Origin of the sequence: Acidihalobacter sp., assembly GCF_037381185.1 — a bacterium.
GTDB lineage: Bacteria > Pseudomonadota > Gammaproteobacteria > DSM-5130 > Acidihalobacteraceae > Acidihalobacter_A.
The window spans coordinates 1-16944 of sequence record NZ_JARRQY010000082.1; the positions used below are offsets into that span (position 1 = coordinate 1).

Below are 16944 nucleotides of genomic sequence, written 5' to 3' on the forward strand. Positions count from 1 at the left end.
CCAGTGCTGATTCGCGCCCGAAAAGCACCCCAAACGCAGAGCAACTCATGCGCTTCGCCAACCGCCCCAAACCTGGAATCGCGCACGAAACAGGCTTCGATCAGTAAAGAATGAGCCAACTTTCAAGCAGGCCCAACAAACTCAAACATCCGCCCCACCCCATAACCAAGCAGCCCCCCGCACCCCGCTCGAATCCCCATGTACCGGCGGCAGCAACTGCGTGTCCACCCGATCGGAGAATACATAGCGCTCCCAGCGGACAGGCACCGCCTCGTACAACCAGTCGATGTTGGAAAGTCCGCCGCCGAGCACGATCACCTGCGGGTCGAGCAGATTGATGATATGGGCGAGACCGCGCGCCAACCGATCCGCGTAGCGTTCGAGCGCACCTCGGGCCACAGCGTCGCCCTGCGTCGCACGCGCAGCCAAAGTGGCGGCGTCCAAGCGCTGTCCGGTCGTCTCGCGGTGGCGTTCTGCCATGCCGGGACCGGACAGCCAGGTTTCCAGACAGCCACGACGCCCACAGTAGCAGACCGGGCCGGGACGCTCGCCGTCCTCGGGCCAGGGCAGCGGATTGTGGCCCCATTCGCCGGCGATGGCGTTGGCGCCGGTCAGCACCCGACGACCGATGGCGATACCGCCGCCGATGCCCGTGCCGAGAATCACGCCGAACACCAGCTCGGCGTCCCGTCCCGCGCCGTCCACGGCTTCGGACAACGCCAGACAATTGGCATCGTTGGACAACCGCACCGGGCGACCCAGCCGATGTTCCAGATCGGCCTGCAGAGGCTTGCCGATCAGACAGACCGAATTGGCATTCTTGATCAGGCCGGTGACCCGTGAAATCGCCCCCGGGATGGCTATGCCGACGCTGCCCCGTTCTCCCAGCTCGGCCTCGGCACTCTCGACCAGCCTGCCGACGGTGTCGAGCGTCGCCGCATAGTCGCCCTGCGGGGTAGGTACGCGTCGGCGCAGACACTCGCGCCCGGCACCGTCCAGCGCCAGCACCTCGATCTTGGTGCCACCGAGGTCGACGCCAAGACGCAGAGTCGCAGTCTTCATCCGCCCTGCTCCATGCGCGCGGGCACAACGGCCGGAGTGACATTGGCCCGACGCGCGACCGGATTTAGCGACACGGCGGCGAAAATCAGCACGACGATCGTAGGACTCATAGCGCTTCCTATTCGGTGAGAAGTGATTCTAGCCCGATTGTCGGAACTACCGTTTTAGGCGCATCAATTCTTCAGGAAGAAACACCGCGTAGGTAGGCCACTACATCCGCGGCCTCTGAATCAGCCCCGCAATCCACGTAGATCACGTGCAGAGCATCCATCCAATTCCTGCACCGCAGGCATCTCGGATGGATGCCGGACCTATCAGGCGGGCGAACTCCCCCCGAGACGGGCATGACGCTCGGGATGTCTGCGCTTCAGCAGCACGGCGCGCGACCAGCCGATGAGCGCCGCCAACGGCAGCAGCGAGGGCAAGCCCCAGGAGAGGAACCCGGAAGCACCGGTCAACACCTTGAAATTGGCCACGGCGAGTATCAGCACGCCGATCAGCAGAGCGCCGGCCAGCACAGGCAGCACCACTACGCGCAGCGCCCCCATGCCGTCAGCCGGCTGACGGCGAAAGAAGGCCACCACGGCGAAGGAGACGAACGCCATCAGCGTGACCACGCAGAGGGTCGCGAGATTGGTCAGCCAGGAAAACAGCGTAAGTACCGGATCGCTCTTCAGGGCCACGAACACGGTAATGATCGCGAAGGCAAGACCGGTCTGCAGCAAGGATCCGGCATGCGGGCTCTGATGCTCGGGGTGCGTCCTGCCGAGAAATTCGGGCAGCAGTCCCTCGCGGCCGATCGAGTAGAAATAGCGGGCCGAAGAATTGTGAAAGGCGAGCAGCGCCGCATAAACGCTGGTAACGAACAGGACGCTCATGGCCGTCGACAGCCACTGACCGGCGTACTGTTTGGACAGAATGAAGGTGAACGTGGTCGGATCGGACAGACTGGTAAGCGTCGGCACCAGTTGGTCGGCTCCGGCCCCCATCACCAGACACCAGGCGGAGAAGGTGTAGAAGCCACCGATGAGCAGCACCGACAGATAGGTCGCCAAAGGGATCGTACGCTCCGGATTCCGCGCTTCTTCGCCGTAGATGGTGGTCGCTTCGAAACCGACGAATGATGCGAAACAGAACAGCAGGCCGATGGCCGGCGCGCCACTCATCAAGGCCGGCATGCTGAAGGACACGCCGGAAAGACCGTGCGCGCCGCCGGCCTTGAGAATGAAAACGTCAAGCAGGAGAACGACCAGATATTCACCCGCCACCAGAAACATCAGCAGCTTTGCCGAGAGATCCACCTGCCGATACCCGAGCACGGCTATCGTGACCATGGCCACATAGTCCCATACCCACCAGGGCGAAGAGAGGCCGAAGAGATCGTGCGCGAGAGCCGCCGCAGCAACCCCGAACAAGCCGTACAGACCGATCTGCATGGCATTGTAGCCGAGGATGGCCAGCGCCGCCGCGATGGCCCCCATATTGCCGCCGAAACCTCTGGCAACGAAGGCATAGAATCCTCCGGCGTGGGTAACGTGGCTGGCCATCGCGGTATAGCCGGCGGAGAACATCAACAGTATCGCGATGACGATCAGCAGCAGAGCGGGCATGCCGGCGCCATCGCCAAGCATCATGCCGATCGGCAGACCACCGGAAATGGCGGCCAGAGGGCCGGCCGCGGAAACGACGAAGAAAACGATGAAGCCGACGCCAAGCGCTCCCTGTTTCAGCGTATTGGCCGGCGTAGCAGATGAATCCGTATTCATTGAGAACCTCCATTAGGCCGCCGTACAGCGACGACGATCAACCGCTAAGGACTACAGGATGCGAAAAACCGCTCTTCCACGCAGCGTACCGTCAGGCGACGGCCAAATAGTTCTTGGTGAACTCGTCGGTTTCCACTTCCCAGAGAACGACCGTTCCCTTCTCGACGAACCAGCCGTCGCCCGGCCCGAAACTCTGCGTCACACCATTGGTCTCGTCGGTCAGCGTCGCGCGACCCTCGACCACGACGGCGTGTTCGGTAAATGGATACGTCATGCGGAATTTGCCTTTGCTCACGGAGAACCACCCGCAGGAAACGGGGGACTCCGGGTTACCGGCCACCAGCGCTCCGCTGGCCCGGCATTCGCCCTCCAGAATGATCGACCCCAGATCGGCCACGGTGCCCCACGCGTCGAGCGTCGCGGGTAGGCTATCGGCGGAAATCTTGAACATTTCGAACTCCATTGGTCGTAACGTTTGCGGGGAACGGCCGCCGTCAGCGGCGGCCGGCGAAGAAACCGGAAAGCTGATGCCAAGTCTTGCCTGCCGTCAGCAGCGGCACGCGCAGAGCCTCCTTGCCGACGACCGAGGCATGCGGGATCGAGCTCATCAGGTCGTAACGCGCCGAACCTTCGCTCATGCCCTCGGCCAACACCTTGCAGACGATGTGCGAAGGCGTGACGCCGAAACCGGCATATCCCTGCACGTAGAACACGTGCGGTCGTTGCGGCAGAGTGCCGATCTGCGGAAAGAGGTTGACGGAACAGCACAGCGGCCCGCCCCAGGCCATATCCACCTTCACGTCGGAGAGATAGGGAAAGATTCTCAGCATCCGCGCCCTATTCCATACGAACAGATCCTTCGGCACGTACTCGACGAAATCGGTGGCCGCACCGAACAACAAGCGGTTCTCGTTGGTGACGCGGTAGTAGTCGATCACCGGGCGGATGTCGGAATAGGCGCCGCGGATCGGGCTGATCTGCAGGATGACTTCTTCCGGCAGTGGCTCGGTAGCCACCTGAAAGGCGTAGGTATTGATCGTCTTGCCCCAGATGTCGGGTTCCAGCCCCTCCAGGAAACCGTTGCACGCCCACAGCAGCTTGCGCGCCCGCACGCTGCCCTCATGCGTGTGCACGACGACGTGATCCGGGCCGTATTCAACCCTCACGGCCGGGGAGTTCTCGAAGATGCGCCCACCCAGACCGACCAGCGCCTTGGCCTCGCCAAGCAGCAGATTCAGCGAATGGACGTGCCCGCCTCCCATATGCTTGATCGCCGCGCAATAGGCCTCGGACCCGACTACGTCGCGTACCGCCGACCCCGTGACCAACTCGATGTGGTCTTCGGGAGCGATCCGCTGGAATTCGGCGGCCCAGCCCTCCAACGTTTTCCGCTGACGCTGATTGAACGCCAGGTAGCCGTAGCCGCTGCGGAAATCGGCATCGATCGCGTATTTCTCGATACGTTCGCGGATGATGCCGGCGCCGAGATTGGCAACGCCGAAGAGTGTCTCCAATCCCGCCTCGCCGACATGCTTTCTGACCAACTCGAGATCGTGGCCGATGCCGGCCATCACCTGCCCGCCGTTGCGGCCGGTACCGCCGTAGCCGAGATGGCGCGCCTCGAGCACCACGATGTCCGTGACGCCTTTCTCGGCCAGTTCGAGCGAGGTATTGATGCCCGAAAATCCCCCTCCCACCACGACCACATCGGCATCGATGTTCTCACCGAGTCGTGGGAACTCGAGATGGTACTTACGGGTGGCCGTGTAGTAGTTCAGAGCGTCAAGCTGTCTCATGGAGCGGTTCATAAACTTGGCCTCTCGTGTACCGATGCCCAGCCGTGCAGGTCATCGGGTTTATTCCTTCCCGGACCATGGCGCCCGGAAATCCCTGGCAAACGAAATTAGCCGCGGAACCCTCCAGGCTTCCTGACGATTCATGCCAAAGGGTTGACATATCGCGCCAAACCGTAGAAATATTTAAAATTCAGTAAGTTACTGAAAAACATGCACACTTAAGGTGCCCGCATGCAAAACACGCCCTCAAATAGAGCATCGTCCGACGTCGTACGCGTCTCCGTACTTTCACCGCTGGTGGCGGCACTCACCGCCAGCGGCACGCAGGGCATGGCGGTATTGCGCCGCCACAGCTGGCCCAACGTTTCCGACACCGATCCATACGATCTCATACCGCTGGTGCGCTACATCGGCCTTTTCGAAGAGGCCGCCGAAGTACTGGACGCTCCGTCGCTCGGACTGAATCTGGGACAAACCGCACAACCCTCAGTACTCGGCCCCATGGGCGTACTGGCCGCCAACCGCCGAACGCTCAGAGCGATGCTGGAATGCATCGTCACCCATATCGGCACGTTGCAGGGGGGTACGCTCAGCGAGTTTCACGAGGAAGGCGGACTGGCGATCTTCGACTATCGGATCGTCAACGAGGCGATCAGGCCGCGCCGGCAGGATGCGGAGTTCTCACTGGCGGCGACGGTGTCGCTGATCCGAAGTCTGGCAGGGAACTCATGGCGACCGGTGGAAGTGCAGTTCGAGCATTCGCCCGGCCCCAACGTCCGGGAACTGCAACTCTGGTTCGGAGTTCAGCCCCGCTTCGGCGAAAGTTCCAATCGCCTGATCCTGCGGCAAGAGGACCTCGATCGCCTGCAACCGCTCTCTCCCAACGGAGACAAGGGCACCGATATCACGCTCATGGTGGAGCGACATCTCTCGGATCTGCGGCTAAATACGGAACCGGCCGATCTCGTCGGACAGGTAACCGCAGTGATTCTGCGCCGCATGGGTCACCGCGACGTCAACCTCTCGAGCGTCGCAGCCGATCTCGGCCTGTCCGGGCGAACCCTGCAACGGCAACTGAACGCGCAGGACACCACGTTCGGCTCGCTGCTGACGGACTGCCGACGCGGCCGCGCGCAGAAACTGCTCCAGGAAGGGGAACTTAACCTAGCCGACATCGCCTCCGAACTGGGCTATGCCGACGCGACGGCGTTTGCGCGTGCCCACAAAGCGTGGACGGGCCATCCTCCGCGCCGTCACGGTTCAAACGACTTATTCCCGTAGTTGGCCCGCCAATGCCAACAGCCCGTTATACGGCGGGCAAAGCGGTCTCGAGCGCACAGCCGGACCACACGGCAGCGGACGACGCCCACGCATCACTCCGTATCCGCCTTGCGCCAGAACACCTCGCCCTCGCCCGCCTCGCGGGCGAGCACGCGGGCGAGCACGAACAGCAGATCCGAGAGGCGGTTCAAATACTGCCGCAGCGCCTCGCCGACCGACTCGGCCCGCGCCAGCGCGATCACGCTGCGCTCGGCGCGCCGGCACACCGCGCGTGCCAGATGGCAGGCCGAAGCTGCCTGTCCGCCACCGGGCAGAATGAACTCACGTAGCGGCGGCAATTCTTCGTTGAAGCCGTCCAGCGACCACTCCAGGCGCGTGACGGCCTCGGCGTCGATCAGTTGTTGCCCCGGCAGGCTCAACTCGCCGCCCAGGGTGAACAGGTCGTGCTGCACCTCCAGCAGACAGGCGGCCAGGTCATCCGGCGGAACCGCCGCCAGCACCAGCTTCAGAAGCGATAGCTCGCGCTGAGGCTGAGATTGCGTCGCGGTGCTGGATAGTACGCCGTCTCCGCAGCATAGCCCTGCACCGGGTTGTAGCCCTTGGCCGCATAGGCGCTATAGCGCCGGTCGAACAGGTTGCCGATGCGCCCGGAAAATATCCAGCTGCGCCAAGCATAGCGCCCGGACAGATCCACCACGGTGCCGCCGGGCAGCGGCACCAGCGCGTTGGCGAAATCGCCCGCCGCGTAGCTCCCGTCACGTGCGCGCAGAGTGGCGGTGAGGCTCAGGCCGCTACGCGGCAACCAACTCAAGTCGGCCTTCAGCGTATTGCGCGCCACCAGCGGGACCTCGTTGCCGTCGAAGGTGCCGGAGCCGAAATGCGCGTCGGTCCACGCATAGGCCGCGTGCAGGCGCCAGCGCGGAGACAGAGGCGTTGCGGCGCTCAGACGCAGGCCGGTGCGCCGTGTGCGGTCGAGGTTGACGTTGGCGCCGTAGGTACCGGCGGACGGATCATAGGCAATCTCGTTGTGCAAGTTGAGGCGGTAAACGTCGAGCGCGAGTTCGCGTCCGTCCCGCGCCCACTTGGCGCCGGCCTCGTAGGAATTGCCGGTCTGGGTGGCCAGACCCGCGCTGCCGGTTGCGGTATCCGTCAGCTCGTCGACCTTGGGAAAGCGGTAGACCTGCGCCACGCGGGCATAGAGCCTGACCGCATGCGTGGCCTGCCAGGCCAGCCCCAGATCGCCGGCCGTGGCGACGTTGCTGAAGTTATGCCCCGAAGAGAAGCTGTTCGAATCGATCACGTGATTGTCCGCCTCGGCGGCGCGCGCACCGACATTCAGCCGCAGGTGCCCCGCCAGCGGCACACCGGCCTGCAGATAGCCGGCGCTCAGGCGCTGATGGCTTTGCGTCACGCCGTAGGAGGACTTGAAGTGGTAGCGGTCGTTGCGCAAGTCCATGCCGAAGATGAGCTGCGCGCCATCGGGCGTGGCGTACACCATGCGCGGACTGAGACTGCGGTAATCGCGCCGCTGACTGAAACTACTCCCCGACAGGGACCCATAGCCGCGGCTGGTACGCCGGTCGAAGTCGACCGCCAGATTCCAGAAGTCGGACAGCGACTGCCGCCAGCCCAGGTTCATCGAACTGATCTTGGTGTCGGCAAAGTCGTTCGGATGGGTCGTCTGGCGCGGGTTTGCGGCGACCTGTGAGGCGAACAGCCCGCCCGGCAGTCCAAGCACCTCGTGGCTGCGCTGGAAGCTGCCGAACACCCGCCCGCCGGCGTAGTCGTAGCCCAGCCGGGCACGGTAGTCATGCTGGTCGGAGGCATTATTGGCGCGATAGTTGTCGGCCCGCGCCTGCTTGGCAGTCAACGCATAGGAAAATCCGTTGCTCAAGCGGTTCTGCAGCGTTCCCAGGATACGTTCCTTGCCATAACTGCCGCGGGTCACGGTGACGCTGCCGCCGGCGCGCAGCGGTTTGCGGGTAATGATATTGATCACGCCGCCGACGGCCTGATCGCCGTACAGCACGCCGGCGCCTCCCTGGATCACCTCGATGCGCTGGACGTCGCCCAGCGGCACGGCACCCCAGTCGATGCCGCCGAGATCGGAGTTGTTGAGTGGCCGGCCATCGACCAGAACCAGCGTGTTGGACACAGCGTTATCGCCGAAACCGCGCAGGCTGATGTTGGCCCGCAGACCGGCGCCGTACAGCGAGTTGACCTGCACACCGCCGATCAGCGCCAGCGCCTGCGGCAACGTACTCGCCCCGCTGCGTTCGATCTGCTTGCGCGTGAGCACCACGGTCGGCGCCAACACGTCGGCCAACGAGGTCTCGGTGCGCAGCGGAGTGATAACGATATCGGGAATGCCCTCGGCGACCGCGCCGACAGGCAGTGACAGACACAAGGCGCCGACGGCGCCGTATAGATAAAGGTTTCGCATGGCGGCCCTCCGCTCGCCGGATTCATGATCAACACGGAGGAATCGAAACGGGCGCAGCAGGCGGTCGGCGGCGGCCCGGACCGCCCTCCGCAGCCCTATTGATCCGGCAATATTTATTGCCGGATCAATGACGTCGCGACCAGGCCGGTATCCGGGCTGATGGGCCGGATAGACGTATATATCCGCGGCGCTCGCCTTCCCATGCGTCATGCGCACAGTGGCGTGTCAAGAGCACCGTTTACCCAATCACCGTTGCGGGGGCAGCGTCGGAATAGGCACCGACTTCCCGTTCAACCCCGCTCGCGCGGGGCACCTGATCGCAGCCCGGGTCCCTTCAGGAACCGGGCTGCGGAGCATAGCACGCCGGAGACGGGCTATTCGTCGCTGCGCAGGCGGCGCTTGCGCCCGGTCACCATGGCGCAGACGAGATTTTCGCGATGCAACAAGCTGTCGAGGAACACGCCGGCGATGTGCGCGAACACCAGGGCGAGGGTGAAATTGGCGAAAAATTCGTGCATGTCCTTGATGATGCCGCCTTCGTGCTCGCCACCCTCGTGCCCGCCGTGCTCCTCGCGCTCGTCGTCGACGTAGACCAGTGCCGGGGCAGCGGTCTGCGCGGCAGGCGCTGCCGGTGCGCTGGCCAGCAGACCGGCCAGCGGGCCGCCGCCCTTGCCGCCGTAGAGCACCAGACCGGTACCGGTGGTCGCCAACAGGCTGACAAGCAGCAACACCACCATGACACCGCCGGCCGGGTTGTGACCGAGATAGCGCGGCGAACGCAGCATCAGCAAATCGCGCAGATAGGCCAACACCTTGGACGGACGGTAGATAAAGTCCGAAAAACGCGCATGGCGAGTACCCACCAGCCCCCACACCAACCGCACCAGCACCGCACTAGCCACCACGTAGCCAGCGATAGTGTGCACATCAGTCAGTTCGTCACCGCTCAGATAGGCCACGGTGAATGCCGCGACCAGGGTCCAGTGAAAGATGCGGATCAGCGGATCCCACACCTTGATCGTCGATGGTTCCTGCATACCCGCCCCCTTCGTGATAACTCGAATCGAGGATAGGCCAAAAATCTGAAATAAACCTTAAACGGAGCGCGGATGCATGGCTGCGTACAGCTCCGGCATTCAGCCCCTTTCGGCGCAGGCGCTCTCCAACGCCTCCTCAGCGTCTTCGTCCGCCGCACGCCGGTCGATGAACAACGAGTTGCCGCTGAGCTGCTTGGCCACGCGCTTGACCTCGCTGGCGCGCGCGGCCACCTCGTGATGGCTGCGGAACTGGGCAGGCTGCACGCGCACCACGCCGATGGACAGCGACAGCAGCTCGAAGAAACACGGCTGGCCGCGCCGATCGACGCTGGCGACGCCGCCCGCGCGCCGCTGCGCCTCGTCGTAAAAATCCGGCACCAGCTGCGCGAAACGCTCCAGCAACTGCTGCAGATACGCCTCCCAGGCATCCGAGACCAACACCAGCACGAAATCGTCGCCGCCGACGTGGCCGACGAAATCGAGCCGCGGATCGACCGCCTCGCTCAGCACCCGTCCCAGCTCGCGCAACACGTGGTCGCCGCGCGCGTAGCCATAGAAATCGTTGAACGGCTTGAACGAGTCGAGATCGCAGTAAGCCACCACGAAGGGTTCGCCGTTCTCTAGCATGGCGTCGATCCGCTCGCCGATGGGCACGTTGCCGGGCAACTGAGTCAGCGGATTGGCGTAGCGCGCAGAACGCACCTGCAACTCGGTCACCCGGCGCAGCAGATCGATCACCGCACCCACGCCCAGATAGAGTCCGTCGGCGTCGACGACGATGAAGTCCTTGTCCCACTCCGCCTCGAGCTGGCTGGTCACGTGCAGACTGATACGCTCCAGCGGCATATCCAGCGCCACCACGAGCGGCTCCCGGTCCATGAACTCCCGCACCGGCGTGCGCGTGTAGAGTTCGCGGCCGTAGCGCCGCGCGTAGAAGTCCATCAGGCGATGGCGCCACACCAAGCCCACAGGCCGGCCCTCGTCGACCACCACTAGCGAACGCTGGTTGGGCGTCTGCTGGAACCGGTCGACCACTTCGGTGAGCAGCATGTCCGGGGCAATGGGTGCGTAGCGGCGCAGCAGGCTCTGGGCCGTGGTCTCAAGGCGCGGTACGCGACCGCAGCGCACCGCCGCCAGCTCCGGCAGGTCGCTCGGCGGATGCGCGCTGGGGCGCTGCAGGAAATATCCCTGGCCGAGGTCCACGCCCAGGCTCGAGATCACCTCGAACTCCTCGCGCGACTCGATGCCCTCGACCACCAGGCGGCTGCCCAGATCGTGCGATATGTCGCGCATCGAGCTGACGAAGCTTCGCTTGACCGCATCCTCGTGGATGCCCTGCGCAAAATGTCCGTCAATCTTGACATACTCGGGGCGCAACTCGGTCCAGTGGCGCAGACCGCCGTAACCGGAACCGAGATCGTCCAGCGCGATGGCGAAGCCCATGGCGCGGTAGTGCTCGACCGCCTCGTACATCACACCGTAGTCGTGAATCGGCGTGTGCTCGGTCAATTCGATGACCACCCGCTCCGGCGGCAGCCCCAGCTCCTGCAGCACGCGCAATGTCTCGCCGCGCGGGCGGTCGGCCTGCACGATGGTCTCCGGCGTCACGTTGACGAACAGTAGCCCAGGCAGGTCCAGCGACACGAAACGCTCGATCGCCAGCCGTCGGCACAAATGATCGAGTTCGCTCAGGTGCCCGCACTCGCTGGCCGACTCGAACAGATTCAGCGGGCTGTGCAATACGCTGTCGGACGGTCCGCGAATCAATGCCTCGTAGCCGAACACCTCCCCGGCCGGCATATCCACGATCGGCTGGAACAACACATATAGACGACGCGCGGTCAACAGCTCGCGCACCGTCGCACACGTCGACTTCGGCGACATCGGCGACATCGGCTAACGCTCTTTACACTTCAAAGATGCGGTATCCAGGGTCCGTTCATACCAATACACGTCGCGCCGCAGGAGCCGCTTTTCGCAGCCTGCCAGGCACCATGTAGCCAGCCACATAAGGAACGGCAACACCGCGGGAGGCGAAAAGCGGCCCAGCCCTACGGGTTGCGTCTGCCCGGCCGCCACTCCGCGTTGCTCGTCGTTCATTTGGAATCACCAAACCACTCTCCTCGCGCCTTGATTGGCGGCCAGACAGCCACAACAGCGTACCGTGCCTTGGTGCAAACCGACCCTAGCACAAAATCGTAACGCGCATATGACCACACGCAACTTCCAAGCGATCTTCCAGCCGGCCTTGCGCTCCATGGAAACGGCTTCCAGCGCTTTCCCCAGGGCGCATCCCTTATCCATCGGGCTCTTGAGGCACGCTGTATTTTTCACAAATTTGCGAAGTTCAACCAAGAACACCACCCCACCCCGCGCAGAACGGCTCGCAGCTTCACATATGAATTTCTTATGCCCAAGAGAAAGCCGCACGCGCCCCAACGCTGCAGCCCGCACCGGGCCTTGCGCCGGGGCACTTATCCACAGGTTTTTCCCTTCTTGCGAACAGACAAATCCACAGCATCTAGTGTTATTGACCCACACATGACCACACTCTATAGTGTCCGCTTAAGGCGACAGCCACTTCCTTCCACACCTGCACCGAACCATCTCAGGGGGAGCGCATGCAGACCGAAAACCAAGCCCAGACCGCCCAGGAAACCCACCCGGTCGGCGCCGTCGCCGCACCCGTCGAAACCGAGGCACAGAGCGCCTCCGCCAGTCCGTACCGCGTCATTCGCCGTAACGGCAAGCTGACCCACTTCGACGCCGGCAAGATCACCGTGGCCATGACCAAGGCCTTCCTGGCCGTCGAAGGCGGCAACGCCGCCGCCTCCAGCCGTATCCACGAGACCGTCGCCGACCTCACCCGGCAGGTCGTCGAGAGCCTGTTCCGCCGCATGCCCGACGGCGGCACCGTGCACATCGAAGACATCCAGGACCAGGTCGAGCTGGCGCTGATGCGCGCCGGCGAGCACAAGGTCGCTCGCTCGTACGTCATCTACCGCGCGCAACAGGCCGCCAAGCGCGAGGCCGAAGCCGCCAAGAAGAGCCCCAAGACCGCCGCCTCAACACTCAACGTGACCCTGGCCGACGGCAGCAGCCGTCCGCTCGACGAGGACCGCCTACGCGCGGTGATCAACGAAGCCTGCGCCGGCATCGGCAACGTCGAGGCCGAGCTGGTCCTCAAGGACACCATGCGCAACGTGTTCGACGGCATCCCCGAGAAGGACGTCGGCCAGGCCATGGCGATGAGCGCGCGCGTACTCATCGAGCGCGAGCCGAACTACACCTTCGTGGCCGCCCGTCTGCTGCTCGACACCCTGCGCAGCGAAGCGCTGAGCTTCATCACCGGCCACTCCGACACCGCCACCCAGGCACAGATGGACGCGCGCTACGCCGAGTACTTCGACGCCTACGTGCGCCGCGCCGCCGAACTCGAACTGCTGGACGAGGAACTGACCCGCTACGACCTCGCGCGCCTGGGCGCCGCGCTCAAGCCCGAGCGCGACCAGCAGTTCACCTACCTCGGCCTGCAGACCCTGTACGACCGCTACTTCATCCACAGCGACGGCAAGCGCTTCGAGCTGCCGCAGGCCTTCTTCATGCGCGTGGCCATGGGCCTGGCGATCAACGAGATCGACCGCGAAGGCCGCGCCATCGAGTTCTACGAGCTGCTCTCCAGCTTCGACTTCATGAGCTCCACGCCGACGCTATTCAACTCCGGCACCCTGCGCCCGCAGCTCTCCAGCTGCTACCTCACCACCGTGCCCGACGACCTCGACGGCATCTACGGCGCGATCAAGGACAACGCGCTGTTGTCCAAGTTCGCCGGCGGTCTGGGCAACGACTGGAGCCGCGTGCGCGGCCTCGGCGCCCACATCAAGGGCACCAACGGCACGAGCCAAGGCGTCGTGCCCTTCCTCAAGGTCGCCAACGACACCGCAGTGGCCGTCAACCAGGGCGGCAAACGCAAGGGCGCGGTCTGCGCCTACCTCGAGACCTGGCACGTCGACATCGAGGAATTCCTCGAACTGCGCAAGAACACCGGCGACGACCGCCGCCGCACGCACGACATGAACACTGCCAACTGGATTCCCGACCTGTTCATGAAGCGCGTCGCCGAGGAAGGCGAGTGGACGCTGTTCTCGCCCAACGAGGCGCCCGACCTGCACGACCTGGTCGGCCAGGCCTTCGAAGCCCGCTACACCGAGTACGAGGCCAAGGCCGAGCGCGGCGAGATCAAGGTTTTCCGCAAGATCAAGGCCGTCGACCTGTGGCGCAAGATGCTCGGCATGCTGTTCGAGACCGGCCACCCCTGGCTCACCTTCAAGGACCCATGCAACCTGCGCTCGCCGCAGCAGCACATCGGCGTCGTGCACAGCTCCAACCTGTGCACCGAAATCACGCTGAACACCTCCAACGACGAGATCGCCGTGTGCAATCTCGGCTCGGTGAACCTCGCCCAGCACGTGACCGAAAACGGCCTCGACACGGCCAAGCTCGAGCGCACCATCACCACCGCGATGCGCATGCTCGACAACGTCATCGACTACAACTACTACAGCGTGCCGCAGGCGCGCCGCGCCAACATGCGCCACCGCCCGGTCGGCATGGGCATCATGGGATTCCAGGACGCGCTCTACAAACTGCGCCTGCCCTACGCCAGCATGGACGCGGTCGAATTCGCCGACCGCTCCATGGAGGCGGTGTCCTACTACGCTATCCAGGCCTCCGCCCAGCTCGCCGACGAACGCGGCTGCTACTCGACCTTCGACGGCTCGCTGTGGAGCCAGGGCGTGCTACCGATCGACTCCATCGACCGCCTGGCCGAAGGCCGCGGCGGCTATCTCGAGGTCGACCGCAGCCAGACGCTGGACTGGGACGGCCTGCGCGAGCGCGTGAAAACCTCGGGCCTGCGCAACTCCAACACCATGGCCATCGCCCCGACCGCCACCATCTCCAACATCTGCGGCGTGTCGCAGTCGATCGAGCCGACCTACCAGAACCTGTTCGTCAAATCGAACCTGTCGGGCGAGTTCACCGTGATCAACCCCTACCTCGTCGCCGATCTCAAGGAACGCGACCTGTGGGACGAGGTCATGGTCAACGACCTCAAGTACTACGAAGGCTCCGTGCAGCCCATCGACCGCGTGCCCGAAAACATCAAGGCGCTCTACGCCACCGCCTTCGAACTCGACTCTCGCTGGCTGATCGAAGCCGCCTCGCGCCGCCAGAAGTGGCTCGACCAGGCGCAATCGATCAATCTCTACATGGCGCAGACCTCCGGCCGCGCGCTGGACAAGCTGTACAAGCTGGCCTGGGTACGTGGCCTGAAGACCACCTACTACCTGCGTTCCATGGGCGCCACGCACGCCGGCAAGTCGACCACCGTCGAGCCCGGCACCAGCCACGCCAAGGAATACACCGCCGACGCGGTCAAGAGCGAGGCGATGACGGCCGAGGAAAGCGAAGGGCCGAAGATCTGCTCCATCCTCGAGCCCGACTGCGAAGCCTGTCAGTAAGGAATCACTGGCAGCGGCCGCACGCCGGCCGCTGCCATCGAACGCGATACGCACGAATACTAAAGAGGTACACGCCATGCTGAACTGGGACGATCCGCTGACCCCCGCCGCAGCCCACCAGGCCGCCGAACTGCCCGAGCCCGAGCCTGCCGTCGCGGCCACCTCGCCCGAAGTCGCCTCCGCGGTCTCCGACCTCAGCGCCCTGCCCGTGCGCGCCGAGGACAAGCGCGTGGTCAACGGCATGGCCGACATCAACCAGCTCGCCCCGTTCAAGTACCCGTGGGCCTGGAAGTACTTCCTCAACGCCAACAAGAACCACTGGACGCCGCTGGACATCAACATGGCGCAGGACGTCCACGACTATCACCACAAGCTCACCGTCGAGGAACGCCACGTCTACGAAAACGTGCTCTCCTACCTGACCACGGCCGACATCCTCGCCATGCGCAACGTCGCCATCGCCGTGATGGAGAAGATGAGCGCGCCCGAGCTGCAGATCTACCAAGCCCGCCAGGCCTACGAAGAGGCCCTGCACACCTGGACCTACCAGCACTGCATCGAGACCATCGGCCTCGACCAGGGCGAGATCTACAACCGCTACCGCGTCGTGCCCGAGATCCATGCCAAGATCCGCATGACCCAGCAGCGCCTCGACGCCGTGTGCCGTACCGACATCGACCTGCACGACCGCGAGCAGCTGCACACCTTCCTGATGTCCTACATCTTCTTCGCCGCCGTATTCGAGGGCGCGTGGTTCTACAACGGCTTCAGCCCGATCTTCTCGCTGCAACGCCGCGGCCTGATGAAGGGCACCGCCGAGCAGCTGCAATACATCATGCGCGACGAAGTCATGCACGCCAGCTTCGGCATCCGCGTGGCCAAGCAGATCATGCAGGAGGAAGGCATCCGCCCCGACCCCAAGGCCATCCGCGAGATGTGGGACCAGGCCGAGGCCGCCGAAGCGGGCTACGCCGGCTACATCCTGCGCGATCCGATTCTCGGCTACTCCGCCGAGCTGCACGTCGAGCAGTTCCGCCACGTCGCCAACCGCCGTGCGGCACAGCTGGGCCTCGAGGAAGAGCCCTTCCCCGGCGCCGAGGCCGCCCTGCCCTGGCTGGACGAGCAAGCCAATCTGCGTAAGGAGAAGAATTTCTTCGAGACGCGGGTGACGGAGTATCAGACGGGTGGGGCGTTGAGTTGGGATTAATTGTCAGTGTCAGTCACAGCAACAAGTGATTCATTTCACAGCATCTGGTGATTCTGAGAATTATTCTCATCTATTCGCCTGACGCCACCAAGACTCACTCGAGATTTCAGCCACTAGCAATTGCTAGTGGCTTTATTTTGCCTGTAATTCGAGCCCCGATGTCTGTGATCGGCCAAGAGCGGGCGTAGAGCCATCATCTGACCATGTCACTCGACCGTCTGTTTCTGATGTGGAACAGCCATACATGAAAGAAACCAATATCACCTCGATACTGTCTAGAGAACTAATGGCGATTCATGCGACCTTCCTCAGCTTGACACTAGATCTTTGCCGATCATATGCGCCAGGGAGAATGCAATGGCAGAACAATCTTATGAACTTGAATTTGACGGTTATTGGAGGGAGCCAGCTAAAGGAGGCATTCCCGACAAATCAGGCATTTACTGTGTGTATAGCTGCGTACACAACGCAAGCAATAAAACTGTCTCACTAAAGAAGCTAATCTATATTGGCGAATCTGGTGACGTGAAGTCACGGATAGCAAACCACGAGAAACTAAGTGATTGGAAAAAGCATGTAACGCATGGTGAAGTTCTTTGCTTTAGCTTCGCTCCAGTTTCATCTGCTAGTCGCGTTCGTTGTGAGGCGGCAATGATTTTCAAACATGAGCCACCTGTAAACGCCGAGTATGCCGAGGCATTTCCTCACGACTGAACCGCCCCGGTTTTCGCGGAGGCTGTTGGGTTTAAGTTAAGCGGCAATGGGGATTGGCTGCCCGAGTTGCCGATAGTAGTTTGCCTCAGCTTCTGCGGGCGGGATATAGCCCAGGG

At 63.3% G+C, this 16944-nt stretch carries 11 protein-coding genes, 1 pseudogene and 1 riboswitch; of the genes and pseudogenes, 4 read left to right on the forward strand and 8 right to left on the reverse strand.

Features of this window, described 5'->3' with window-relative positions; all coding sequences use genetic code 11:
• Positions 1–141 precede the first annotated feature (141 nt).
• From P8014_RS19205 to P8014_RS19220, 4 genes are all read right to left on the reverse strand, one after another.
• The gene (locus P8014_RS19205; RefSeq protein ID WP_337818940.1) at positions 142–1062 is read right to left on the reverse strand and encodes an ROK family protein; all 921 of its coding nucleotides are present in this window, start codon (positions 1060–1062) and stop codon (positions 142–144) included.
• A gap of 314 nt (positions 1063–1376) precedes the next feature.
• Positions 1377–2828, reverse strand: a complete 1452-nt coding sequence (locus P8014_RS19210) for an APC family permease (protein WP_337818941.1) — start codon at positions 2826–2828, stop codon at positions 1377–1379.
• Between the two features lie 91 nt (positions 2829–2919).
• Positions 2920–3279: a cupin domain-containing protein gene (locus P8014_RS19215; protein ID WP_337818942.1), complete on the reverse strand. Its 360-nt coding sequence runs from the start codon at positions 3277–3279 to the stop codon at positions 2920–2922.
• Positions 3280–3322: 43 nt separating this feature from the next.
• Complete coding sequence (locus P8014_RS19220) at positions 3323–4624, reverse strand: FAD-binding oxidoreductase (protein ID WP_337818943.1); 1302 nt, start codon at positions 4622–4624, stop codon at positions 3323–3325.
• 231 nt (positions 4625–4855) lie between these two features.
• On the opposite strand from P8014_RS19220, the gene P8014_RS19225 reads away from it, so the two are divergent.
• Positions 4856–5905 (forward strand): AraC family transcriptional regulator, encoded by a 1050-nt coding sequence (locus P8014_RS19225; RefSeq protein ID WP_337818944.1) that lies wholly within the window; start codon positions 4856–4858, stop codon positions 5903–5905.
• 92 nt (positions 5906–5997) lie between these two features.
• On the opposite strand, the gene P8014_RS19230 is transcribed toward P8014_RS19225, so the two are convergent.
• The 4 genes from P8014_RS19230 to P8014_RS19245 form a co-directional block, all read right to left on the reverse strand.
• Positions 5998–6405: a cob(I)yrinic acid a,c-diamide adenosyltransferase gene (locus tag P8014_RS19230; protein WP_337818945.1), complete on the reverse strand. Its 408-nt coding sequence runs from the start codon at positions 6403–6405 to the stop codon at positions 5998–6000.
• Positions 6406–6410: 5 nt separating this feature from the next.
• Positions 6411–8348: a TonB-dependent receptor gene (locus P8014_RS19235; RefSeq protein WP_337818946.1), complete on the reverse strand. Its 1938-nt coding sequence runs from the start codon at positions 8346–8348 to the stop codon at positions 6411–6413.
• A gap of 124 nt (positions 8349–8472) precedes the next feature.
• Positions 8473–8680, reverse strand: a riboswitch (cobalamin riboswitch).
• 42 nt (positions 8681–8722) lie between these two features.
• A complete protein-coding gene (locus P8014_RS19240; RefSeq protein ID WP_337818947.1) occupies positions 8723–9385 on the reverse strand; it encodes a cytochrome b/b6 domain-containing protein in 663 nt (220 codons plus the stop codon).
• Between the two features lie 99 nt (positions 9386–9484).
• Positions 9485–11278, reverse strand: a complete 1794-nt coding sequence (locus P8014_RS19245; protein ID WP_337818948.1) for a GGDEF domain-containing protein — start codon at positions 11276–11278, stop codon at positions 9485–9487.
• An 800-nt stretch (positions 11279–12078) separates the two neighbouring features.
• Here P8014_RS19245 and P8014_RS19250 point away from each other — a divergent pair.
• From P8014_RS19250 to P8014_RS19260, 3 genes and pseudogenes are all read left to right on the forward strand, one after another.
• Positions 12079–14907, forward strand: a pseudogene (locus tag P8014_RS19250) (ribonucleoside-diphosphate reductase subunit alpha); the annotation flags it as partial.
• A 76-nt stretch (positions 14908–14983) separates the two neighbouring features.
• A complete protein-coding gene (locus tag P8014_RS19255; protein ID WP_337818949.1) occupies positions 14984–16114 on the forward strand; it encodes a ribonucleotide-diphosphate reductase subunit beta in 1131 nt (376 codons plus the stop codon).
• A gap of 357 nt (positions 16115–16471) precedes the next feature.
• A complete protein-coding gene (locus tag P8014_RS19260) occupies positions 16472–16828 on the forward strand; it encodes a GIY-YIG nuclease family protein (protein WP_337818950.1) in 357 nt (118 codons plus the stop codon).
• Positions 16829–16944: the final 116 nt, after the last annotated feature.

Excerpts from the sequence above, each read along its gene's own strand:
- P8014_RS19205 (WP_337818940.1), bottom strand. The coding sequence starts at position 1,062 with ATGAAGACTGCGACTCTGCGTCTTGGCGTCGACCTCGGTGGCACCAAG.
- P8014_RS19210 (WP_337818941.1), bottom strand. The coding sequence starts at position 2,828 with ATGAATACGGATTCATCTGCTACGCCGGCCAATACGCTGAAACAGGGA.
- P8014_RS19215 (WP_337818942.1), bottom strand. The coding sequence starts at position 3,279 with ATGTTCAAGATTTCCGCCGATAGCCTACCCGCGACGCTCGACGCGTGG.
- P8014_RS19220 (WP_337818943.1), bottom strand. The coding sequence starts at position 4,624 with ATGAGACAGCTTGACGCTCTGAACTACTACACGGCCACCCGTAAGTAC.
- P8014_RS19225 (WP_337818944.1), top strand. The coding sequence starts at position 4,856 with ATGCAAAACACGCCCTCAAATAGAGCATCGTCCGACGTCGTACGCGTC.
- P8014_RS19235 (WP_337818946.1), bottom strand. The coding sequence starts at position 8,348 with ATGCGAAACCTTTATCTATACGGCGCCGTCGGCGCCTTGTGTCTGTCA.
- P8014_RS19240 (WP_337818947.1), bottom strand. The coding sequence starts at position 9,385 with ATGCAGGAACCATCGACGATCAAGGTGTGGGATCCGCTGATCCGCATC.
- P8014_RS19245 (WP_337818948.1), bottom strand. The coding sequence starts at position 11,278 with ATGTCGCCGATGTCGCCGAAGTCGACGTGTGCGACGGTGCGCGAGCTG.
- P8014_RS19255 (WP_337818949.1), top strand. The coding sequence starts at position 14,984 with ATGCTGAACTGGGACGATCCGCTGACCCCCGCCGCAGCCCACCAGGCC.
- P8014_RS19260 (WP_337818950.1), top strand. The coding sequence starts at position 16,472 with ATGGCAGAACAATCTTATGAACTTGAATTTGACGGTTATTGGAGGGAG.